This is a genomic window from Sporosarcina saromensis, from assembly GCF_054901285.1.
In genome coordinates this window covers 34,939-56,989 of record NZ_CM142738.1, presented here as the reverse complement: position 1 = coordinate 56,989, position 22,051 = coordinate 34,939, and the positions used below count along the sequence as shown (strand labels likewise).

The window sequence follows — 22,051 nt, the reverse complement described above, 5'->3', positions numbered from 1 at the left end:
ATCTAGGTGTAGGTGACTTTGTGTACGTTCAACTGCTTGGGGTTGGTGTCTAATAGTTTGTTAGTTGCTGAATGTGTGTAGTCGTCAGTTGATCTAATTTTATGTAGCAATACAGTTCCGAGGATTTTTTTTCAATTACCGCGGTGCTTAGGAGGAGTGAACCTAATACTGTTCTTAATTGAACCTATCACTTAGAATTTGCTTTCTAAGTGATAGGATGTTTTGGTGAATCTACATAAGTAATGCTATTTTAAAATTCCTTTCAAAAATATATTTCTATAGTAATTCTCTTTAACTCTTTGCCTCTCCTCAAAATCAGTTATATTATTTTCTCTAAAATAATTGTGAATGTTAAACATTGAGGTTGTATATAAATAAAAAACAAAATCTAAATCTAATTCCTCCTTTAATTTATCGGAATTTTTATATTCTAGTAATTCCTCTATTGCGAACGAATTGAGTTTTTTACTATATTCACCAAAATAAAACTTCTGCATTACATACATAGGGACGTCATACCAAGTTTGATTAAACTTTACCTCTTCCTCGTTACAAACATCCTCTATCGGTACCGTCCTTTCACTAAATAGAAGTTCTTGGTTAATTTCTTTTGATTTCTTCATGTATTTAATCTCTACTTCTGTGAAAAAATGCAAATATAAATCTTCTTTATCATAAAAATATTGATAAAAGCTTCCGATAGAGATATTTGATTTTTTTGCGATTTCTCTAATATGTACGTCCTCATACGTATTATTAATAAATATGTCGTAGGTTGCTTTAAGAATCCTCTCCTTTTTTTCATCTGATAGATTGTAATAAGTTTGCTTTGGCATATTCTTTTCCTCCAAAATTACTGATATAAATTATAATACCAAAGATTCTAAAAATAGTATTGACATAGAAAATTTTGATTGGTATGATTCTAATTATAATATGAACAGGTTCATAATGACAGTAAAAATACTATAAGAGGTGGAGGTACAATGAAAAAGTACATTACAAAAAGAGTATTTATGGGCGTATTAACGGTTCTTGTGGTATTTACAATAAATTTCATTATTATTCGTTTATCCCCAGGAAGCCCAATTTCTACAATCATGGGGAAAGAAAATGACGATCCACTTTTAAGGGCTGCGCTAGAAGCAAAGTATGGTTTTGATCAACCGATGATATTCCAGTACTTTATCTATTTGAAAAACGCATTAACTGGAGATTTTGGACTATCTATTATTTACAATAAAGATGTTTTGACCATGATTGCAGAAAGACTGGGACCAACACTAATATTAGTGCTCACTGCTGCATTATTAGCAGTTGTTATTGGAACATTTATGGGTATGTATGCTGCTAAACACGAAGGTTCAAAAATTGATGTATTCTTTTCTGGAATATCTTATATATTCAACTCGATGCCAGCATTTTGGTTAGGCCTCATCCTGATTATCGTTTTTTCTTCTTTGTTTGGTTTGTTGCCCTCCTATGGAATGATAAGTTCAAGAACGACGTTAACTGGTATGGACTATTATTTGGATGTACTGAAACATATGATTCTGCCGGTCAGTACTTTGGTCCTTGTAGAAATCCCGATTTATTTTAGGATTGCAAAGTCATCAATAATGCAAACGATGAATGAGGATTTTATCGTTACATTAAAAGCAACCGGTATGAGTGAAAGAAAAATTTTTAATAAGTATGTGCTTAGAAATGCGATATTACCTACTATTACAATATTCGGTATATCGATGGGATATTTAATTACTGGAGTCGCTTTAATAGAAATAGTATTTGCATGGCCTGGAACAGGGGATTTAATGCTTACTGCGATTAACCAAAGGGATTATCCAACATTGATGGGAATCTACTTGATCATGTCTGTATCAGTTGCTCTTGTAATGGTGATTGTGGATATTATATACGCAACATTGGATCCGCGAATTAGATTTAAATAAAGGGGGTGTAATCATGGTGATGTCAAAGAAGGGTTTGTTTGTAGGAAAGAAAGAGAACAAAAAGCTAAATAATACCTTGTTGAAAATAAAAGGAGATACGGAGTTGAAGCTTGGATTGACAGGGCTGACTTTGTTAGTATTTGTCGCTGTATTTGCTTCGTTGATTGCCCCATTTGACCCTTATTTTTTTGGTCCGGATATATTAAATAGAATAGGTGAAAAACAACATATTCTAGGAACGAATCATCTTGGACAAGACATATTTAGCATGATTTTACATGGGGTACGAACATCGCTCTTAATAGCAGTCGGTTCTGCACTAATTTCTGCTGTTGTTGGAATATTAATAGGTGGAATTGCTGGGTATTTCGGAGGGAAAATCGATTTAATCATTACTGAATGCATTAATGCTTTTATGATGGTTCCAACATTCTTCCTTATTTTATTAATAATCGCTCTTTTTGACAGCAGTATTACAAATGTCATGATTGTTATCGGTCTTACCACTTGGCCGAGTAATGCAAAATTGATAAGGGCTCAGGCGTTATCCATAAGAGAAAGAACGTATGTGAAAAGCGCAATTGCAATGGGAGAAACCAATATACAAATCTTGTTCAAATATATCATTCCAATTGGTATATTCCCTGTTTTGGCGAATACGACGATTGGCATGTCGAATGCTATTTTAACTGAAGCTGGCTTAAGCTTTTTAGGGCTTGGTGATCCGAATGTAATTAGCTGGGGACAGATGATTTTTATGGGGAAACAGTATTTGACGTCAGCATGGTGGATTTCAACTTTTGCTGGGGTAGCAATTGTTTTCACAGTGACGGTCTTTTATTTATTAGGTGATGGTTTGAATCATGTTTTGGATCCAAAGCATAAAAACAGAAAGGATGCTTAAAGTGGATAGAGTCCTGGAGCTTAAGAATTTTAATGTTACGTATAAGAATAAAACTAAAAAAGTTTATGCAGTGAAAGACGTCAACTTGTCAATTAATAAAGGTGATTCGCTAGGTGTAGTTGGTGAATCAGGATCTGGAAAATCAACATTGGCTATGGCGTTATTACGCTTATTGCCAGAAAAGAGTAGTGAAGTTACCGGGAATTCCTATTTCGCAGATACAGATTTGGTCCATGCGAGCGAAAAAGAATTAAAAAATATTCGATGGAAGGAATTATCCGTTGTCTTCCAAAAATCGATGAATGCACTCAGCCCCGTTCATCGTATAGGTGAACAAATTGAAGATATTTACCGGGTGCATAAACCAAAGGCGAGCAAGGAGGAAATATTCGAACGTATACAAGCTCTACTAAAATTAGTAAATCTATCTGAAAGAGTATATAAGATGTATCCGCATGAGTTATCAGGGGGAATGTTGCAAAGGGTTTCTATTGCCATCAGCCTAATTCATAATCCAAAACTTTTAATAATGGATGAAGCTACGACGGCCCTTGATGTCGTTACCCAAGGTCAAATTCTTGAAGAAATTGTTAGGATGGAGCAGACATTGGATGTAACAAGAATTATGATTACACATGATATTTCTGTAGTCGCAGCGACTTGTAATAAGATAGCTGTTTTGTATGCCGGGGAGTTAATGGAAGTTGGGTATGTGAAGGATATTTTAAGAAATCCAAAACATCCATATACCGAGGGGTTACTAGCATCATATCCATCCTTGAGTGGAAAAAAGGAGAAGTTAAAAGGAATAAAAGGTACCTTGCCTGACCTTTCCGAAAGATATGAAGGGTGTATCTTTGCTTCAAGGTGCCAGTATGCAATGGAGAAATGTCTAAAGAGCAAGCCGAGTGAAGTGCACATGTCAATGGAAAATAGAGTTTGGTGTCATTTGTACCCAAATTCAACCAGAGGTGAAGAGACAAAGGAAAACGAAAATATGGTGGAGGTGAACGGATAAATGGTGCAGAAAAACCCGTATGTGAAAATTGATAAAATCTCCATGTGGTATCCGCAAAAAAGTAAAACATTGACCCAAATGTTTAAGGGTGAAAAATCGTGGGTTAAAGCTGTGGATAATATATCGCTTGAATTGGCGAAAGGGGAGATTTTAGGCGTAATAGGTGAAAGTGGCTGTGGTAAATCGACTTTGGGGAGAGCATTGGCAAGGTTGGAAAATCCGACTGAAGGCGATGTGTTCATAAATGGAGAGTCAACAAAAAAACTTATTAAGGAAGACCAACGGAAGTTCAGAAGAACAGTCCAAATCGTCTTTCAAAATCCATTTGATACTTTCACTCCACGAGATACGATAGAAAAAATATTAACAAGGCCATTGAAACTACATGGGATTGGAAAAAACGATGAGGAAAGAAAAGAAAGGTGCATCGAGGTATTGGAGTCAGGAGGGCTGAAACCAGCGGAAGAAATCATGAAGAGATATCCACATGAATTATCTGGAGGTCAATTGCAAAGGATTTCTATTTTGCGCTCCATGCTTTTTGATCCCCAATTTATCATCGCGGATGAGCCTGTTTCGATGTTAGACGTTTCCGTAAGAGCTGAAATAATTAATATGCTAATAACGTTAAGTCGAGAAAGTGATGCAACTGTCGTTTTCATCAGTCATGATATTGCCCTTACTAGATATATTTCAGATAAAATCGCAGTCATGTATTTAGGTAAGATTATTGAATATGGCAATAGCGATACGATTATTAATAATCCCCAACATCCATATACACAAGCATTGATTTCAAATACAGCTTCCATAGACCCTGAAGACGTAAGGAAAATAATTAAAGTAAAAGGTGAGCCGCCAACTCCTGTAAATCCGGGACCAGGTTGCTATTTTGCCCCACGCTGTTTTAAAGCCACTGAAAATTGTTTCAAACAATATCCAGAAACTGTCGAGTTAGAAGCGGGACATTTGGTCAGTTGTTCAGAAGTATAATATATATTTTTGAGTAACAAAAAATTAGAAAAGGGAAAGGTGTTGGCACTATGAAACAAAGAATATTCCTCGCGGTGATTTTCAGTCTATTAATCGCTATTTTTGTTGCGGGCTGTTCAAATTCAGGCGCATCTGAATCAGGGGGAGAAGGTGGAAAAGTTCTTATTGTAAGAACGACAGGTGATCCAATGTCATTTAATCCGGATACTACAGCTGATGATAACGCCTATCCGATTGTCCAAAATTTATTCAACCGACTTGTAAAATTGGACGCTTCAAAACAAGTTATTCCTGATTTAGCGAAAGAGTGGACAGTAAGTGAAGATGGTTTGTCAATTACGTTCAACTTGAAGGAAAATGCCAAATGGCATGACGGAGAGCCAGTCACAAGTGAAGATGTTAAATACACATTCGATACAATCAAGGAAAATAAAACCTATTATTTCAATTCAAGATTGGAGATAGTTGATTCGATTGAAACGCCAGATGACCATACTGTTGTGTTCAATATGAAATCACCGGATGTATCATTTATTGCAGATCTTGGCTGGTATGCAACATTCATTCTACCTGAACATGTTTTTAATACGGGTATTGCATGGGATGAGAATGTTGCATCAAAGGAGCCTATCGGTTCGGGTCCATTCAAGTTTGGAGAATTTAAGCAAGGCGTAAATATTACATTGTTGCCGAATAAAGACTATCATGATGGTGCGCCGAAGATTGATAAATTAGTATTTACCGTTATCCCGGATGAGCAAACAGCTATTCAAGCTTTAGTAAATGGTGAAATAGATGTGTTTGATAATGTTCCTACTGCAAGTGTGGATCAGTTGAAGAGCAACGATAAGATTCGTTTGGAACTAAATGAATATCCTTCACCTGCAAGAATTATCTTCAACCTGACGAAAGAAGAAGTGGCAGACGTGAATGTTAGGAAGGCAATTGCAACAGCTATTGATAAAGAAGAAATATCCAATAAAGTATATGCCGGCGTTCAGAAACCAGAATACAGCATGTATCCTTCTTTAATTGACTGGGCTGCGAATACAAAAGAGACATCTCCTGAATTCAATATTAAAAAGGCAGAGCAAATTCTTATTGATGCAGGATATGAAAAAGACGAAAACGGATTTTATATTTCAGGACTTTCCTTAGAAGTATTTGAAGGTGGAGGTTATCCTGATATGGCCAACCTTATGAAAGCGACATTGGCTAAAGCGGGAATTGGCATTGATATCAAAGTTAGTGAATTTAATGCATGGAACCAAAAGGTGACGATTGATCGAAACTTTGTAATGGAGCTTCAAGGCGGATTTATGGGGCCGGATCCTGCTGCTCTTGCAAAAAGATATGGCACTGGCGTAGGTAGCAACTACGGAGAGTATAGTAATGCTAAATTTGATGAATTGACGAAAAAGGCAGGCTCTACTGGTGACCAAAAAATGAGAGCACAATATTACAAGGAAGCTCAAGCTATATTAGCTGAAGAATTGCCTTTCATTCCGATTGTAGCTTATGCAGGTTATGATGCAAATAGTAGCTCAGTCGTTAATTTACCGATTGACGGTGCAGGTAAATGGGGATGGGGAGAATATACCTTTACAGAATTTAAATAATATAACAAATAAAAAGCTTAATGGAGGTAATTATGAACAAAATATTTGAAGAGGTTATCCGTAATATACCGAATTATGAGGAGTTTTTAACTGTAGATGAAATGGATGCAAACAGTCATAAATTAGCTGAAGAATATCCTGACGTTGTAGATATCTTTGAGATTGGGCGAACTCGAGAGAACCATCCATTATATTGCTTGAAAATAGGGGAAGGATCAAAAAATGCCCTAATGTTTGGACTTCCTCATCCTAATGAGCCGATTGGTGCTATGATGTTAGAATACTTTTCTCGTGAATTGGCTTCGAACGAGCAATTGAGAAGTGAACTTGATTATACTTGGTATATTATTAAAGCTTGGGACGCAGATGGAACAAAATTAAATGAAGGTTGGTTTAAGGGGCCGTTTACTTTATACAATTATGCAAGGAACTTTTTCAGACCAGCTGGGCATCAACAAGTGGACTGGACATTCCCTATTGAGTACAAACAACTGAAATTTAATAACTCTATACCTGAAACAATTGCAATGAAGGAATTGATTGACAAGATTAAACCGGAATTTATTTATTCGTTGCATAACGCAGGGTTTGGCGGTGCGTATTGGTACATCACCCATGAAGTAAGTGAACTGTATGACGAATTGCGTGAATCAGCGGTTACCCATGGTGTACCACTAAGTTTAGGGGAGCCTGAAGCACCATTCTGCGAAGCTTATTCCCCAGCAATCTATCAAAGTTTAGGAATTCGACAAAACTATGATTATTTGGAAAAATACGGTGTAAAAAACCCTGCTGAACATCTCAATGTCGGTACATGTAGTGCGGATTATGCTATGGAAAAGTACGAAAGCTTCACCTTGTTGACAGAGTTACCCTATTTTTACGATGAAAGAATAAAAGACTTATCAGAATCTGCTATTAGTAGAAAAGAAGCTATCTTAGGCAGTGTGGAATTCTCGGAGGAATCCGACAAGTTCATTGTGCAAACTATTGAAGAAATAAAGCAATATACTAACCAGAACAACCCATTTAGGCTGGCATTGGAAGCATTCACGGATAATAAAGAAAGCAATGCTGCAACAAGAGAAATGGTGCTAACGGATCCTAAGTACTCTAAAAAAGCTACTGTCGCCGAGGAATTCGACAACTTGCTTGTCTCTAAATTTTACAAAATGTTATCTTATGGGCTGTTAGTAAGATTGAGCGAAACAGAATTGACAAAGCTAAAAGAGAGTCCCGAAGAAAATGAAGAGAGAAGAACAGTTTTGGAAAAAGCTTTTCAGAACTCCCTATCACAACTAAAAGCGCTAAGTGATAAATTGGAGAAAGAGATTAATTATCAAGTCGTCCCTATTCAAAAACTTGTTGCAATCCAACTAGAATGTGGTCTTTTATTGGCTGATCATTTACAAAAAAATATAGTTGCTAAATGAGTTAAGCTTTAAGTAATACATGAATAAATCAATATGTGGCACCTCCTATTACAATTGAAGGAGGTGCTTTCATATGTCCTTATTTGTGATGATGGCTTACAGATGAATTAAAATTGAGTACCAGGTGTTTGCTGATCTCTATTAAACCGGGTGCAGCGCTAGTGTTCTGGCACAGGCACCGACAAAAAAAGATGTCTACTCCATTACACGATTTTCTGTACCATTAAGGGACCGCATCGATGATGAAATATGTTTTGCCTTTTTCTGGTGCCCAGTCATTGTCAACCTCTTGATTGAAAGGCAGCAACGGATAGAGCGTAATCGATGTACCGTCACGTTCTGTTTCAATCCGTTCAATAATGCCGAGCGTGATCAGTTTTTCAAGTGAACGATCGATCGTGGCGTAAGACAACTTGAATAGTGAATGCAGTTGCTCCCTCATATTTCCTGTACAATATCCTAAATTGTGCATCACAATCCATTCAATTACGTCGAGGTCTTCTTTCGACAAAACCGCCTCGTGGTAATTTCGATGATAGAAGGATGCTTTCATTAACTCCCTATGACTCTCGAACTTAAAATGTCCATAATACTTGTTTTTCATCATGCACACTCCTCGTATTTTTAGATTTACCATACTTGTAGAAGACCTATAAGCTTAGCGTTGTCTCCTCGATGCTTCGCCACCGTCAAACCGGTTCCACTCCAAAGCTGTAATGAGCAAGTCTTGTCCATGTATTTCATACTTCAAAACGTCTAAGCGAGCGAGTGTTTCTAAAGCAACCTTGACCTTCTCACTTGTCATTGAGTAGTGGACCTGTCTAGCAAATGCTCCTAAAGTTGTGAGCAGCTGTCCCGGTTTAACGGTCATCGTTTCATTTTTCCAAACCCCTTCTTCTTCGCGATCATTCACACACACTAGCAATGTGATAAACGTCGTTTTCTCTTCGTTTGTTGTCTCTCTCCACACCGGCTTGTCAATCAGTGATCCCTGCATGTTAATCCAACCTTGATTCATTTTCATCTTCCCCTTTCCATTGTGAACAGCCCTTTCACTCTTTATATAGATGCGGGTGAGGGAAAAGGATACAGGGGGGGTGGAAATATTTTAATAAATGCTGTACAAATGGTACCTGCACAAGATTGTTTTTCATTCTCTTTGGTACAGGCATCTTCACTCGCGCTATGTGAGTGGCAGTTGAGGCAATCCAGCACTGATTTGAAAGAATAGTGGCATAGTGATAAACTGAATTTCTTATGTTTCTTGAGGTGAGAAATTGACTAGGTATAGTGGGTGCTTACGACTCAAAAGCAAAGGCTTTTATTAACGCGAAGATTGATTACATGCTATTTTGTTGGAGCGATAGGCGGCATAGTGGGAAATAAAAGTAAATAATTTAGAAATAGAAATGAAAATTCAAGTTAGGGGGCGTACCTACTATGATTAATTGGCAGTGGGCTGAAGTTGATTTGTATGAAAAAAAGGGTGAATGGAATGAAGCGAAAGCACTCTTGTTGAAAAACTGGAACCAGAATCCCCATGAATTGAAAACTGCTATTCGCCTTGGGTTCTTTTGTTGGTATGTTCTAACAGAAGAAGTTTCGCTTGAAGGTATTTATATAAATTTTGAAGAACTAGAAACTGTATTACGTCAGGTTACGAATTTTGGATTAACTAATTTTATGAACAATGAAGAATTCTTGTGGTGTTTTGGTTATATGATTTCACTCTTCCCCTATTACTTTGGCGATTATGAGCTTTGGATCGAAAAGGGTAATTCAATGTTGAAAAGTGCATATGAACTTAATCCTAATGAACAGATTTATAAATATACTTACCTAGCTTCTTATTCCACTCCGGAAGGAAAATCTCTTGAAGCTGAATTCCAAAAACTTCAATGTGTTCTAGAAGATAAATTCCAAGGCGTAGGAGTTTTATCGGAATACTTTAAAAGCGTGTGGAGTTGTTAGAATGGAAATTCAGTGCTTGGCATAATAAGTGAAAAGATGCATGAATCGATTTAAACCGGGTGTCTGTGCAAGGTTGCATTGAATGTCGGGTGCCTGTGTATTATTGAATTCAGTTAATTCATTACAATTGAGTATGTATAAAACTCAGTTGTTGTTGTAGTTGCTGTGCTTGTATTTTTTTAATGCATATTCATACAAATTGGCTGAATGTACGTGAATGTTTCTGGCACAGGCACCGTTCAGACAGAGACTTCTGTTTTCCTAGGAGCGCTGTTTTTCATCATTGGTGCGGTAGTGTCATATATGCACAACGGACAGTCACCTACTCAAAAACACCAACCTAACGTTCAACGTTAAAGGTTGGTGTTTTTTGTATGGGACTGTTCCGAACGTCAAAGAAAATGTTTAAATCGCCTAGTGGACGTCAATTCTGTTAGCAAAGATTGCCGAGGGGGTGAGTGTAATGTTTAAAAGAAATGACAAATCATCTTCCAATCAAAAACAGAAACCTCTTCATAATGGAGATACAGAGGAAATGGTGCCCTCTGTAGCAGCTGATTTTGTTCGGACAGTGAGTGGTGCTGTTCACAACACATCAGATTTGGTCGTAAAATCAATCCCGCCGAACCTTACGCTCATCTATCTAACAAACTTAGTGGATACCGTAACGAATAATAGCCACATTATTCAGGAACTACTGAAACAGCCAATTGAATCACCAAAAGAGTTACCATCGACCTTATCCATCCCGCAAGTGAAATTCACTCGGAACATCGGGGACGCTGTGCAGGCGATCATGGAGGGGACTGTCCTAATTCATGTTGAAGGGTATGCAGAGATTGGTTTAGCGGCGGTTCCGACAACTGAAGGACGGCAAGTCTCAGCTCCGGACAATGAATCGCAAGTGATCGGTGCGCAAGTTGCATTCAATGAGAGCTTGTCAACGAACGTTTCCTTAATTCGAAGGTATATTAAAAATCCGAACTTGTACAGTGAAAATTTGACAGTGGGCACGCAATCGAATACATCCGTTGCAATGTTATACATGAATGGCATTGCTTCCGATGAAATGGTAAATACGTTGCGACAACGGATTACCGACCTAGAGGTAGATTCGATATTGGATAGTTCAATCCTTGTTCAGTTAATTAGTGATAACTCCTTATCGATCTTTCCACAAATGTTAATGACCGAAAGACCCGACAAGATTAGTGCGGAATTGTTGCTTGGGAAAATAGCGGTCGTCGTGGATGGTAGCTCACTTGTCCTCGCGTGTCCCTATTCATTCCTCGAGTTCTTTCAAAGTCAGGAAGATCAAAATCTGCGGTGGACCATTGCTTCTTTTGTTCGATTATTACGATTTGGCGCGGTAGTTCTATCGGTTTTTCTGACGCCGATCTATGTGGCAGCATTAACATATCATTATGAAGTCATTCCACAAACGCTATTAGTTCCATTAAGTGAATCAAGAGCTTTGGTTCCATTTCCGCCTCTTTTTGAAGCATTGCTAATTGAACTCATTATTGAGCTGCTGAGGGAAGCAGGGGTTCGATTACCTGCAAAGGTTGGTCAGACGATTGGTATTGTTGGAGGTATCGTCATTGGAACTGCAGCTGTTGACGCAGGGTTTACGAGCAATATTTTAATTATTATTGTCGCTTTGGCGGCATTGGCATCCTTCACAACGCCAAGTTTTACGATGGGGAATGTGATTCGAGTCATACGATTTCCATTAATATTATTAGCTGGATTTTGGGGCTTTTTTGGCATCATGTTAGGATTTTGTTTCATTCTCATCCATCTAATCCGTCAATCAAGCTTGGGTAGTCCATACACCGCACCAATTTATCCTCCTAGACTGTTTGATTGGAGCGATAGTCTAGTTAGACTTCCTTTGCCTTTTACAAATAGAAGACCAACAAATACAAGACCGAAGGAGAAAGTGAAATATAAGTCGGAGCCGATCAATCCAGAGAAACATGAAAAGAAGGTGACATAAGTGAGAACGCACCTTCACATACATCCAAGTGAGACGTTCAATGCTTTCATGCTTTTTTTTATTATTCAATCGGCACAAATTGGCGTTGGCATACAAGGTTTCCAGCGGGTTATTTATCAGGATGCGAAACATGATGCGTGGATTTCTGTCGTGCTTGCAGGGATTGCAACACATATCATCGCGATCTTCATGCTGAAAACATTACAATTATACGATTCAAATGATTTATATGGCATTCATCAGGACGTCTACGGCAAATGGATAGGGAACTTCATAAATATCCTTTATATTTTGTTCATTACCATGAGTTTCTTTGCCGTTTTGAGGAATTATACGGAGGTCGTCCAATCGTGGGTCTTTCCGAGCTTGAGTACGTGGTTTTTAGTGGCTTCAATTTTACTAATTGTCATTTATGCAGTTACAGGTGGTTTGCGGGTCATAGTAGGTATCTCTTTCTTTAGTTTTGTATTTTCGATTCTCTTTCTTCCGTTGCTTGGTTTTCCATTGAAGTATATTGAACCACGAAACCTTCTTCCTGTGTTAGAGGCTAATATAGGCGACTTATTAAAAGGCGTTCAATCCATGACTTTTACGGTTATTGGATTTGAAATTCTTTATGTCATTTATCCATTCATTAAGGAAAAAGAACATGTGAAAAAGCCACTTCATTTAAGTTTGCTTGTAACAACGATTATTTACGTCGGTGTCATGTTGGTGACGCTCACTTATTTTAGTGGCGAACAATTGGCTAAAGTGATTTGGGCAACGTTGACGTTATTCAGTATTGTTAAATTCCCGTTTGTGGAACGTATGGAGTATATTGCGATTTGTTTTTGGATGTTAATTATCCTTCCGAATCTCTGTCTGTTTTTATGGGCTGCCTACCGAGGAACAATACGTATCGTCAACATCAGTATAAAAAGGTTTGCATGGCTCTATGCATTCCTCATCTTCACTGCAAGCTTTTTGTTAACAACACGAAATCAAATAAATTGGTTTAACGAATACTTAGGTCGAATTGCAATTTACATCATTTTTGTGTACCCGATTGTCTTATATATCATTGCGAGTATAAAAAATAAAGGAGTTACACGAAAGGCGCAAAAAAAATGAAGAAATTCTTGTTGGTTTTCCTACTAGTTCATAGCGTGATGTTAACGGGTTGTGCAGAAGAGAAGCTTCTAGAGCGGGTAGGGGTAACGACGCTAATTGGCTATGATAAAGGAAAAGAAGAGGAAATTGAAATTACAGCTATTGTTCGTCAAGTGGGAACAAATTTGGAAAGCGAGGTAACCGTCATATCTGCTGAAAACGAAACGATCGAAGGCACACGTTCAAGAATCAATTACAGAACAGCTGAGAAATTAACGTCTGGCCAAGTAAGAGGAGTCTTATTTGGAGATGAACTTGCAAAAGAAGGCATTGGTCATTACCTTGAAACGATGTTAAGAAATTCAACGATAAGCGATGGAATCTTTTTAACAGTTGTTGACGGCGAGGCGAAGCCAATCCTCGAATTCAATTATCCTGATATCCTTGATATTGGAGAGCATATTTATAAACTGCTGAAACAAAACATTGATAATGAGCAGTTAGTTTCGTCCACTCTTCATGAAGTATCTTTTGATTATTATACAGTGGGCAGGGATATTACAATGCCTATTATCAATAGGGATAAAGAGTTAATAGCTATTACAGGAATCGCCCTATTTAACAAAGGAAAAATGATCGGTAAGCTTCCTGTAGGAGATAGTTTTTACGTAAAGTTAGGTCGTGATCCTATTCACGCCGGAAAAGCCGAAATCAAAATTAAAGGTGATGATTTACCTTCATCTTTACTAAAGGATTCTACAGACGAAATTAGTATCGTAATTGACCCAATTAAAACGCGCAATAAGAAGAAGCTAGTCGATAAACATCATCCTGAATTCGATTTTCACGTTTCAATGCAAGCAAGGATTATGGAAATAAAGAATGATATTAACGTAGGAGATCCTAAAAAAGTAGAGCTACTTGAAGAAGCAATTAGTAAGGCATTGGAAAATGAAATGGTAAGAATCATAGCATACACGCAAGAAATCGGTTCGGATATTTATGGGTTTGGTGGGTTTTACAGAAGCTCGGTGCGCCAATCAAATCTGACAGAAGAGAAGTGGAAAGAAATGTACAAAAACATGGAAGTTAACGTTGATATCGACTTCACCATTACCCGAAGCGGAGTCTTTGAGTAGCCAACGCGTGACACCATTACATCGGGTGCCTGTGCATGGTTGAATTCAGTTAATTCACTACAATTGTATATAGATGAACTTGAAATGTTGTAGTTGATGTGTTTTGGGTTTTTTATTGCATTTCCATACAAATTGTCTGAATGTACATGAATGTTTCTTGCACAGGCACCGTCACAATATGCAGCCTCCAAAGGGAATCGCTACACTACCAACTTTGTTAATTTTCGTTCCATGCTAATGATTTGTAAAAGGTTATCTTGTTCTTCACTAGTTAGATGCTCTTTTGCATTCATTTCATCAATATAGTTTTCGTATTCTTGAAGAAGTTGTTCATATTCTTGCTTATGCCCTTCAAATATTTCCTTTTGGTTAAGAAAAGCATTTGCTTGAGCGAGCAACTTTTCCTCATATTCTCTAGAGGCTTTTTTATAACCATCTATCTTGCCTTCATGTTTGCCAGCATTATATATATGGCTAGTTACAGGGGTATCTTCTAAAAAGTCTTCACGTATTTTTTCTTTAATGCCATCAACCAAACCGTATGTCTGGACCTTATCTATCATGTCTCTTGTATTATAAAATGGAACAAAATTTTTCTTCATAAATCGTTTAAAACCCACAGTAGCTCACTCCTAAATGTTAGATTTTCCCTCGAATAAGTTCGTTGAAGCCGCCAAATACAAACTCATCTTTCACTTGTTGGATAAAGTCAATATCAGAGATCAATCGGTAAAATGTGACGGCAAGACCACCAATATCTAGTTTTTTAACATCTCTACTTAGCCCTACATAGATGAGGTTGCTACTAGAAGCAATTAGATTCGAATAGCTTAGTATTTTCCTTGTTTTTACTTCGTATTGTGACCACGACGAATACTTGGTTGGGTCATAATACAAGCCATGTATAGTGGCAATCAAAGTGTTAATCAAAATCGACAGGGACGTTTGTTTACCTACTGTTGCGACGTTGCCCATATCTATCCCATATTCAGCTAGTTTTTGTGATAACTGAGGGGAAAAAGTACTAATAGCTGGTATCGGTAACCCTGCAGTTGAATACTGATCAGATTTTAAGTGGCTAGCATGTTTAAATAAAGCAATTTCTAAAGCTTTTTTTCCTTCTACCCCATCTTCAAGAAAGCGATCTTTGGTATAGGATAGGACTTTCAAGGTATCTGCTCTATTGCTAATTTTATCCCGTCGATGTGCATTAGCTGTTAGGCCAGTTTTAACATGAAACGATTGAAAATCCCATGTAGTAAGTGTGCTGGTTACAATATTGGAAAGACCAAAAATCCATCCAAGCAAAGGATCATGCCCAAGTGTTTTATGGCGATGGTTATGCCCGCTAAAGCCTAAATTAAAATCTTTTGAACCATAGATCGCATCATATGGGACAGGATTTGATTGGATTTCTTCAATAGTTGGCCAGTACCATTGATGCATCCGATTACTCGTTTCTTTCGGATGATTGCTCTTCACTTTTTTTGCTGCATCTTTGTCATTTAAACGTTCTTGAAATGGAGTCAACAAATATTGTCTAGCACATTGAAGGGCAGTAGCAAAGAACAAAAATTTTAAGTCTAGACCATTTAACCCGGTTTGATGCTCAAATTCAAACGTTAATTCTCGCAAATGTTTATCTGCTTGATTCGCCACACATGCCACTCGATTAGATTCTTCAGCAATTGTAGTGATGTTATTTAATGTGATGTCAGTATCCTTACTTAACGCCGTCCTCTTTTTTCTTAGTTCTTCTAAACTCACACTTCTTCCCCCGGGCCGTACTTCGTATTCAGTTCTATATTACCATGTTTCTTTCGACCTAGGGGATAGTAAATAGGGTGCCTGTGCAAGGTTGTATTCAGTCAATTCACTACAATTGCATATACATAAATTCAGAATGTTGTAGGTGATGTGTTTTACATGATTTCATGTATATCCATACGAACTGGTTGAATTAACGTGAATGTTTATGGCACATGCACGGTCATGATCTTTGACACTTAAAAACGCCTAAACGTTGTTATATCAGCGTTCAAGGCGTTTTTTCTGCGTCTGAAAATAGCGTACTATTTCCCTTTTTAATGTTTGCGGCACAGGCACCGACAAAAAATCATTAAAGCAAGAAGCCTTTCATATCTTCTTGCAAATTCTCTTCTAATTCGGATCCAAGTCGACGTAGCTCGGTATTCACCATGTCGATGTCAAATGCTTCAGGATCGAACTTTTCTGTACCAAGCCATTCTAGCAGATGTGCTTTTTCATCCGTATCAGGTCCTTCCAATGTGGCAAGCATTGATTTGTACCCGTGGATGCCGCCACAATCTTCGGGAGGGCAGGCTCTTTTCCCCATTAGGCAGACCGGCAATTGGCGTTCTACATCCGACGGAAGGATTTTCTCGAGTGCGACGGTATGCTCCCAATTATCTCCGAAGTCATACGTATAGTGACATTTATCGCCTTCTTTCAATAAAAGCTCCGCTACCATAGTATCGGTCGCATCCAGTTTAGGCCTCATGGCGATAAGTCCGCCAAAGGGATCATCTTCCTCCGGTTGCGAATCGATGATGAGATCGCCGCATTCAAAGCTGTATAGATGATAATCTTCCCACCCCATCGCCTCTTGGATCACAAAATGGAGTTCCTCAAATGTGTAATAGCCTGGAATGATAATGCGCCTCCAGATTGGCGGTTTGGCTCCCTTCAGTGCCACTTTCAGCTGATAATGCTGGTTAGGTGCATCCATATCCATCATCCCTTCAAGCATGATGTCCACTTCATCTCCGCCGACGAAGTCCATGATTTCTTTCATCCTTTTTTTGTCTTCCGCAGAGAAGAGTTTATACTCATTTGAATTTTGAATGGTTATCAGCATCGCGCGTACAAGTTCGTTTATCATTGAACGGCCTCCTTTTTTGTTAGTTTAGCATGAAATAGAGTGCAGTGGGGAGTTCGAATTGGAGCGGGAACTGGGGCAAGCGTGGCGGAATATAAAAATCAAGTGCATGGATGAATGCAGTTCATTCGCTATAATTACATGTTCCTAAAACGTATTTGGTGAAGTTGTGACATAGAAATCCGCAAGAGTAGACTATAATTTTTATTTTATTCTAAAAAATTATACAATATAGTTCCATTTTACTTTAGTAGTGGTATAATGGGATGAGAATGCAAATAAACATCAAAGGGGATATGGAAATGTACACGAATGCGATTATTTGGGGAGATTATCCAGAAACGGAAACGTTGATTGAAAATCTACGTGCACAAGCGACAGATCTGATTACGGTTGTAACAAATGAAAAGAGAACGCAGATGAATAAGTACGAAGGGGTTGTTTACATCACTTCCGATTTAGTTGCACATGGCCGTGACGAGAGCATTCAAGAAGTGCATTACAAATACGTGCCACGACATGCTCGGGTGGATAACTTCGCATGGAAAATGATTCACGCAAAACAATTCTCGCGTCAGTCGCTTACTTAAAACCGAGTGCCTGTGCATGGTTAAATTCAGTTAATTCCCTACAATAGCATATACATAAAACTCATTCGCTGTAGTTGGTGTGTTTGTTTTTATTGAGTGCATATTCATACGAATTGATGGGATTAACATGAATGTTTCTGGCATAGGCACTGTCCAATACAGATGGGGGTGTGTTAAAAATGGCGGTGGCATGGGTCAGAGAAGAAGTAGTGACTTATGACGGCGGCTCGTCGGATCAAGATGGTTTATGGAAGAAAGTACTTGGTGACTTATTCGAGGATTTTGTATTGTTTTTTTCACCGGAATTACACGCACAGATTGACTTTCAACAGCACACTGATTTTTTGGACAAGGAACTGTTTCAGGAGATTGCAGACGAGAAAAAAGGTCGGCGATTTGCAGATCGATTGGCGAAAGTCCGACTGAAAAATGGTCAAGACCAATGGATTCTTATCCATATCGAAGTACAAAGCAAGAATGAATCTGACTTTCCTGAACGAATGTTCCGCTACTTCTATCGCATCTACGATCGCTATCAAGAAAAGATTGTTGCCATCGCTGTTCACACATCACCTTACAAAAATACCATTCCAACACGTTTTGCGTACAATTATTTAGGGACTGAGTTGAACTATTCCTATCGAAATTACCAAACGGAAGCATATTCTAATGATGAATTGGAACATTCCGAGAATATTTTTAGTAAGATTGTATTAGCCGCAAAAGTTTTACATCAGACAAAAGATGAAGCCCATCAACGCTATCTGTTCAAAAGTAAGCTGATGCGTGAGCTGATCAAAAATCAAAAGTACTCCCGCACCGCCGTGCAAGCCGTTTTTCATTTTATCGACTACTTGTTACAATTGCCAGAAGCCTATACGAAACAGCTATCAAACGAAATTCGGCCAATCATTCGAGAGGAGACGGAGCTAATGGAGCTATACAATAAAGAAAACGCTTCCCCGACAATTAAGAATGCCTTTGATCTGGAATGGGAAAAGGGTGTTCAGCAGGGCTTGGAACAAGGCTTGAAACAAGGCGTGAAAAAAGTGGTCGTTGAAATGTTAAGAAAGAGAATGCCAACGGATTTAATAGCAGAAGTGACGCACTTGGAAAAAGAGGAAATTGAGAAAATGAGGGAAATGTTGCAGTGAAAGTTGTATCCTTGTGTAGTCTAGGAGAGCCAGGTTGTTTTAGAACTTGAATTTGTTCTAGAACCTGGCTTTTTTCATACGGCCGATCATTCGAGAGGAGACGGAGCTAATGGAGCTATACAATAAGGAAAACGCTTCCCCGACAATTAAGAATGCCTACATCTTTTTCACTCCGCTCAATTGGATAAGTTTGTTGTAATTTTAATTCGGGACTTTTTTGCGAACCTAAAGAATTATTTTTGGGGTACCAGTGTAAGGTTAAATTCAGTTAATCGGCTACAAACTAAAATTCATAATAATTGAATGTTGTAGTTGAGGTGTTTGTATATTTTGATTGCATATCCATACAAATTGTCTTAATCGAATACCTAATGACTTCATTCGTCCCACGCATCCGTTATATCCTTCATATCAATCTTCACTTGAAAGCCTTCAAATGCTTGCAAAAGATGACCGACTTCAATCCATGTAAAGGGTTTGCCGTCAATGATAACGAGCGGTCCTTCGCTGTCGGTTTCATGATACGAAAGCACGCCTTTCAACTGATTGCCTTTGACAGAAGTGTATGGCCTGCCGTTTGGAAACTGAACGGTTTCTACATAAGTCTCCGACAGGCCATGTTTGGTCTTTTCTTTGAGTCGGTCGAACAATGCATGTTGATCGGCCTGTAGCTCTCCATCCACTGCAAATTCATAGCCGTGCTCCCATCGTTCGCGAGCTGTTAAGACAATTGCGGTGCTCATGACTTGGCGTTCAACTTCGAAAATACGTTGAACCCCATTCACATCGTCCATCGAAAATGTTTTAGGTAGCGTTGGAAGGTCCACTCCAAACTCCTTCGCCATCATAGCATTATAGCAATCCATACAAAATGGCTGCCCATTAAACTGTACGCACGACGGGCTGTTTCCACAAATTGTACATTTCATTCAAGTCACTCCGTTTTTTAGTTTCATTTTAGCACAAAGCGTTTGTTAAGAGACCGTCAAAAATCCTTCATCCCCGTACATTCATCGGCAAGTCATACACAACTGGTTTATCAAACAGCATAAACATCTCCTCAAAATACTTTTCCTCCACCAACTGATTCAGCACGCCTTTGAAATAGCCGGGCAAGTTACGGATCGCTTTTTTCTTCGTGGCCATGACGGTAATCATGAGTGCACGGTAGGCCAGCTCCTCGAAAATCTTGTGGTCATGCTGATAGATGTCAAATTTCAACATACGCGTTGATACGGATTTGTGGATGCCGAAAAATTCACGGGCTAGTTTCGTGTCTCCGATTGTGTTTGAAAGCAATTCTTTCATTCTACTGAACAGACTTGTGGATAACGTAGACGGTTCGAGCAGAGACGTGTTCTTAAGAACTTTATGGGTTAAAGAAGATTTAGGAAGAAGGGCTTCATCTGTCGAAAGTTCCTCGTTTTCCTTGCAGTCATGCGGTTTGTCCACTGTGTCCCGGTCGTTCATTCCCCCCTGGTCATCAAACGGCAAAATGATGTAAATATTTGCGCCAAGCCCGCTCATCACAGGGCGGATGAAGGGCACTTTTTCGATGATGCCGAGCGCTGTCAGTTTACGAATCGCCCGCCTAACCGTTGTGTTCGATTTGCCGATTGCGTCCTCGATCGTGCCGTGCTTTAAGTGTGCTGCGCCATATTTGACCGAATAACGACGGATGCTATCGAACACTTGCCGATCCGATTTCGTCAGCTCGTCCCAGTTGCGCTTCATATGCCGTTCAGCCGCCGCATCCATTTCTTCAATCGAATCGAATTTCGTGTATTGCGCTAAGTAGTGTGTCATGTGAATACCCCCTTTACTCTCTATATAGAGGGGTATGGTCAAAAGGGATACATGGTTGGGAAAATTTTAATGTTTCTTGCAAACGTATCGTCAAAATAATTAGATACTTAGTTTTTCCAATCTATCCTTTTTCTTGTCTATAATGTACTATTATAGTAGTACTAGAGAAAGTAGGAGATAAGACTTGAAGAAATTAATGATTGCGTTACTCGTAATGTTCTTGGTGTTTCCGATGTTCGGCAATAAACAAGCAGCGGCAAATGTCTTTAATGACGTTCCTGCAAATCACGTTTTTTCAAAAGAAATTAGTTTTTTATTGACTAAAGGCGTTATTTCCTCATCGGGACCCTTTGGTGTAAATGAACATGTTAACCGCGTAGAAGTAGCAGTTATGATTTCAAGAGCATTAGGATTGAACGGGGACAAGGTTACTACACCTTTTAAAGACGTCCCAAAAAGTTCCGAGTTCTCCGGGTATATCAATTCTGCTGTTCAGTCAGGAATCATTCAAGGGTATTCAGATGGAACATTTAGACCTAATGAAGCTGTAACGAGAGGGCAAATGGCTATTTTCATTGCAAGAGCATTCAAGCTAAGTGTAGAGTCACCTTTGGAATTTAAAGATGTTAACCCTAAGACCGCTTCTTACTCAGCGATTAAAAAAATTGTAAAGGCAAACATTACAACCGGTTATTCTGATAAGACTTTTCGTCCAAATGATCCATTAACAAGAGGTCAGATTTCGGCATTTATTGCAAGGGCCATGCAAAAATATCCCGACATTGGAATAGGCACCTATGTAATTCCCGGCATTAACTTTACGATGAGTCCAAGTCAGGTTGAAAAAGCTGAAACTGCAAAATTGCTTAACAAAGTGGTTGATGGAAACAAAACTTCACTGATTTATGAAGTAGAAAAATTTAAGTATAATGCCCACCTGACGTATTCCTTTATTGACGGGAAATTAACCTCGATTGTGTATGATCTCGATCCAGGAAAGAAATACAACCTGTCTTGGAATGAAATGATGTATTTACATGCAATTATTCATGGTAGGGCAGAAAAAGAATTAGGAACTCCAGATATCGTACAACCCATTAAAGAGACAAGTGTTGCTACATACTGGAATAAGGGGACATATTCGGTATTGCTCTCTCTCAAAAAAGATAAAACCCATACAGCTGTACAGCTAATTTACCGTGATATTGTTCCGTTCTAACGGAGAATAGGTGCCTGTGCCAGGTTGTTTTCATGCATATCCACTCGATTTTACTAAATTAACGTGAAAGTTTCTGGTGCAAGTACCGTCAAGAATTCAAGTATGATTGTGTATACAATTAAGTAGCTAGTTAAAGTTGTGTAAGGCCTTCTGCTTCTGCGGGAGGCCTTTTTATTGGTTTGTAAGCTCCTCACTTACTCGAAGAGAACTTTTGGGGCGAGGGTTGGTAAACGTACTTGAAGTACCTTGTGAAATGACAGATT

At 38.5% G+C, this 22,051-nt stretch carries 21 protein-coding genes; 13 read left to right on the top strand and 8 right to left on the bottom strand.

Features of this window, described 5'->3' with window-relative positions; genetic code table 11:
* Positions 1-245: 245 nt before the first annotated feature.
* Positions 246-836 carry a TetR/AcrR family transcriptional regulator gene (locus ACVHUV_RS00270; protein WP_462085712.1) on the bottom strand — a complete coding sequence of 197 codons (591 nt, stop codon included), beginning with the start codon at positions 834-836 and terminating at the stop codon, positions 246-248.
* Positions 837-986: 150 nt separating this feature from the next.
* On the opposite strand from ACVHUV_RS00270, the gene ACVHUV_RS00265 reads away from it, so the two are divergent.
* Genes ACVHUV_RS00265 through ACVHUV_RS00240 form a run of 6 tightly spaced genes read left to right on the top strand, consistent with a single transcriptional unit; the run spans position 987 to position 7,919 of the window.
* Positions 987-1,952, top strand: a complete 966-nt coding sequence (locus ACVHUV_RS00265) for an ABC transporter permease (RefSeq protein ID WP_462085711.1) — start codon at positions 987-989, stop codon at positions 1,950-1,952.
* Between the two features lie 13 nt (positions 1,953-1,965).
* A complete protein-coding gene (locus tag ACVHUV_RS00260) occupies positions 1,966-2,856 on the top strand; it encodes an ABC transporter permease (protein ID WP_462085710.1) in 891 nt (296 codons plus the stop codon).
* A gap of 1 nt (position 2,857) precedes the next feature.
* On the top strand, positions 2,858-3,874 hold the full coding sequence (locus tag ACVHUV_RS00255; protein WP_462085709.1) for an ABC transporter ATP-binding protein: 1,017 nt from the start codon (positions 2,858-2,860) through the stop codon (positions 3,872-3,874).
* Positions 3,875-4,867: an oligopeptide/dipeptide ABC transporter ATP-binding protein gene (locus ACVHUV_RS00250; RefSeq protein ID WP_462085708.1), complete on the top strand. Its 993-nt coding sequence runs from the start codon at positions 3,875-3,877 to the stop codon at positions 4,865-4,867.
* Positions 4,868-4,917: 50 nt separating this feature from the next.
* On the top strand, positions 4,918-6,486 hold the full coding sequence (locus tag ACVHUV_RS00245; RefSeq protein WP_462085707.1) for an ABC transporter substrate-binding protein: 1,569 nt from the start codon (positions 4,918-4,920) through the stop codon (positions 6,484-6,486).
* Between the two features lie 32 nt (positions 6,487-6,518).
* Positions 6,519-7,919: a M14 family zinc carboxypeptidase gene (locus ACVHUV_RS00240; protein ID WP_462085706.1), complete on the top strand. Its 1,401-nt coding sequence runs from the start codon at positions 6,519-6,521 to the stop codon at positions 7,917-7,919.
* 223 nt (positions 7,920-8,142) lie between these two features.
* On the opposite strand, the gene ACVHUV_RS00235 is transcribed toward ACVHUV_RS00240, so the two are convergent.
* Together ACVHUV_RS00235 and ACVHUV_RS00230 are read right to left on the bottom strand one after the other, a co-directional pair.
* Complete coding sequence (locus ACVHUV_RS00235) at positions 8,143-8,523, bottom strand: winged helix DNA-binding protein (RefSeq protein ID WP_462085705.1); 381 nt, start codon at positions 8,521-8,523, stop codon at positions 8,143-8,145.
* Between the two features lie 54 nt (positions 8,524-8,577).
* Positions 8,578-8,937, bottom strand: coding sequence for a hypothetical protein (locus tag ACVHUV_RS00230; protein ID WP_462085704.1), 360 nt, complete (start codon positions 8,935-8,937; stop codon positions 8,578-8,580).
* 422 nt (positions 8,938-9,359) lie between these two features.
* On the opposite strand from ACVHUV_RS00230, the gene ACVHUV_RS00225 reads away from it, so the two are divergent.
* The 4 genes from ACVHUV_RS00225 (at position 9,360) to ACVHUV_RS00210 (ending at position 14,120) form a co-directional block, all read left to right on the top strand.
* The gene (locus ACVHUV_RS00225) at positions 9,360-9,890 is read left to right on the top strand and encodes a hypothetical protein (RefSeq protein WP_462085703.1); all 531 of its coding nucleotides are present in this window, start codon (positions 9,360-9,362) and stop codon (positions 9,888-9,890) included.
* A 463-nt stretch (positions 9,891-10,353) separates the two neighbouring features.
* Positions 10,354-11,889 (top strand): spore germination protein, encoded by a 1,536-nt coding sequence (locus ACVHUV_RS00220; protein WP_462085702.1) that lies wholly within the window; start codon positions 10,354-10,356, stop codon positions 11,887-11,889.
* Positions 11,890-13,002 (top strand): GerAB/ArcD/ProY family transporter, encoded by a 1,113-nt coding sequence (locus tag ACVHUV_RS00215; RefSeq protein WP_462085701.1) that lies wholly within the window; start codon positions 11,890-11,892, stop codon positions 13,000-13,002.
* Complete coding sequence (locus ACVHUV_RS00210) at positions 12,999-14,120, top strand: Ger(x)C family spore germination protein (protein WP_462085700.1); 1,122 nt, start codon at positions 12,999-13,001, stop codon at positions 14,118-14,120. Before ACVHUV_RS00215 ends, ACVHUV_RS00210 begins: the two co-directional genes overlap by 4 nt.
* Positions 14,121-14,320: 200 nt before the next feature.
* On the opposite strand, the gene ACVHUV_RS00205 is transcribed toward ACVHUV_RS00210, so the two are convergent.
* From ACVHUV_RS00205 to ACVHUV_RS00195, 3 genes are all read right to left on the bottom strand, one after another.
* Positions 14,321-14,740: a hypothetical protein gene (locus ACVHUV_RS00205; RefSeq protein ID WP_462085699.1), complete on the bottom strand. Its 420-nt coding sequence runs from the start codon at positions 14,738-14,740 to the stop codon at positions 14,321-14,323.
* 19 nt (positions 14,741-14,759) lie between these two features.
* The gene (locus ACVHUV_RS00200) at positions 14,760-15,887 is read right to left on the bottom strand and encodes a hypothetical protein (protein ID WP_462085698.1); all 1,128 of its coding nucleotides are present in this window, start codon (positions 15,885-15,887) and stop codon (positions 14,760-14,762) included.
* A 352-nt stretch (positions 15,888-16,239) separates the two neighbouring features.
* Positions 16,240-17,022 carry a plasmid pRiA4b ORF-3 family protein gene (locus ACVHUV_RS00195; protein WP_462085697.1) on the bottom strand — a complete coding sequence of 261 codons (783 nt, stop codon included), beginning with the start codon at positions 17,020-17,022 and terminating at the stop codon, positions 16,240-16,242.
* Positions 17,023-17,321: 299 nt separating this feature from the next.
* On the opposite strand from ACVHUV_RS00195, the gene ACVHUV_RS00190 reads away from it, so the two are divergent.
* Together ACVHUV_RS00190 and ACVHUV_RS00185 are read left to right on the top strand one after the other, a co-directional pair.
* A complete protein-coding gene (locus ACVHUV_RS00190) occupies positions 17,322-17,609 on the top strand; it encodes a hypothetical protein (RefSeq protein WP_462085696.1) in 288 nt (95 codons plus the stop codon).
* A gap of 179 nt (positions 17,610-17,788) precedes the next feature.
* The gene (locus ACVHUV_RS00185; RefSeq protein ID WP_462085695.1) at positions 17,789-18,763 is read left to right on the top strand and encodes an Rpn family recombination-promoting nuclease/putative transposase; all 975 of its coding nucleotides are present in this window, start codon (positions 17,789-17,791) and stop codon (positions 18,761-18,763) included.
* A gap of 377 nt (positions 18,764-19,140) precedes the next feature.
* Here the strand turns inward: ACVHUV_RS00185 and ACVHUV_RS00180 are convergent, their stop codons facing one another.
* On the bottom strand, positions 19,141-19,692 hold the full coding sequence (locus ACVHUV_RS00180; RefSeq protein WP_462085694.1) for a DUF7686 domain-containing protein: 552 nt from the start codon (positions 19,690-19,692) through the stop codon (positions 19,141-19,143).
* Between the two features lie 67 nt (positions 19,693-19,759).
* Positions 19,760-20,569, bottom strand: coding sequence for a hypothetical protein (locus ACVHUV_RS00175; RefSeq protein ID WP_462085693.1), 810 nt, complete (start codon positions 20,567-20,569; stop codon positions 19,760-19,762).
* Positions 20,570-20,753: 184 nt separating this feature from the next.
* Here ACVHUV_RS00175 and ACVHUV_RS00170 point away from each other — a divergent pair, with 184 nt between their 5' ends.
* Positions 20,754-21,788, top strand: a complete 1,035-nt coding sequence (locus tag ACVHUV_RS00170) for an S-layer homology domain-containing protein (protein WP_371391475.1) — start codon at positions 20,754-20,756, stop codon at positions 21,786-21,788.
* Positions 21,789-22,051: the final 263 nt, after the last annotated feature.

Excerpts from the sequence above, each read along its gene's own strand:
- ACVHUV_RS00185 (WP_462085695.1), top strand. The coding sequence starts at position 17,789 with ATGGCGGTGGCATGGGTCAGAGAAGAAGTAGTGACTTATGACGGCGGC.
- ACVHUV_RS00195 (WP_462085697.1), bottom strand. The coding sequence starts at position 17,022 with ATGATAAACGAACTTGTACGCGCGATGCTGATAACCATTCAAAATTCA.
- ACVHUV_RS00220 (WP_462085702.1), top strand. The coding sequence starts at position 10,354 with ATGTTTAAAAGAAATGACAAATCATCTTCCAATCAAAAACAGAAACCT.
- ACVHUV_RS00270 (WP_462085712.1), bottom strand. The coding sequence starts at position 836 with ATGCCAAAGCAAACTTATTACAATCTATCAGATGAAAAAAAGGAGAGG.
- ACVHUV_RS00245 (WP_462085707.1), top strand. The coding sequence starts at position 4,918 with ATGAAACAAAGAATATTCCTCGCGGTGATTTTCAGTCTATTAATCGCT.
- ACVHUV_RS00230 (WP_462085704.1), bottom strand. The coding sequence starts at position 8,937 with ATGAATCAAGGTTGGATTAACATGCAGGGATCACTGATTGACAAGCCG.
- ACVHUV_RS00175 (WP_462085693.1), bottom strand. The coding sequence starts at position 20,569 with ATGACACACTACTTAGCGCAATACACGAAATTCGATTCGATTGAAGAA.
- ACVHUV_RS00225 (WP_462085703.1), top strand. The coding sequence starts at position 9,360 with ATGATTAATTGGCAGTGGGCTGAAGTTGATTTGTATGAAAAAAAGGGT.
- ACVHUV_RS00240 (WP_462085706.1), top strand. The coding sequence starts at position 6,519 with ATGAACAAAATATTTGAAGAGGTTATCCGTAATATACCGAATTATGAG.
- ACVHUV_RS00265 (WP_462085711.1), top strand. The coding sequence starts at position 987 with ATGAAAAAGTACATTACAAAAAGAGTATTTATGGGCGTATTAACGGTT.
- ACVHUV_RS00250 (WP_462085708.1), top strand. The coding sequence starts at position 3,875 with ATGGTGCAGAAAAACCCGTATGTGAAAATTGATAAAATCTCCATGTGG.
- ACVHUV_RS00180 (WP_462085694.1), bottom strand. The coding sequence starts at position 19,692 with ATGAAATGTACAATTTGTGGAAACAGCCCGTCGTGCGTACAGTTTAAT.
- ACVHUV_RS00190 (WP_462085696.1), top strand. The coding sequence starts at position 17,322 with ATGTACACGAATGCGATTATTTGGGGAGATTATCCAGAAACGGAAACG.
- ACVHUV_RS00260 (WP_462085710.1), top strand. The coding sequence starts at position 1,966 with ATGGTGATGTCAAAGAAGGGTTTGTTTGTAGGAAAGAAAGAGAACAAA.
- ACVHUV_RS00210 (WP_462085700.1), top strand. The coding sequence starts at position 12,999 with ATGAAGAAATTCTTGTTGGTTTTCCTACTAGTTCATAGCGTGATGTTA.
- ACVHUV_RS00235 (WP_462085705.1), bottom strand. The coding sequence starts at position 8,523 with ATGAAAAACAAGTATTATGGACATTTTAAGTTCGAGAGTCATAGGGAG.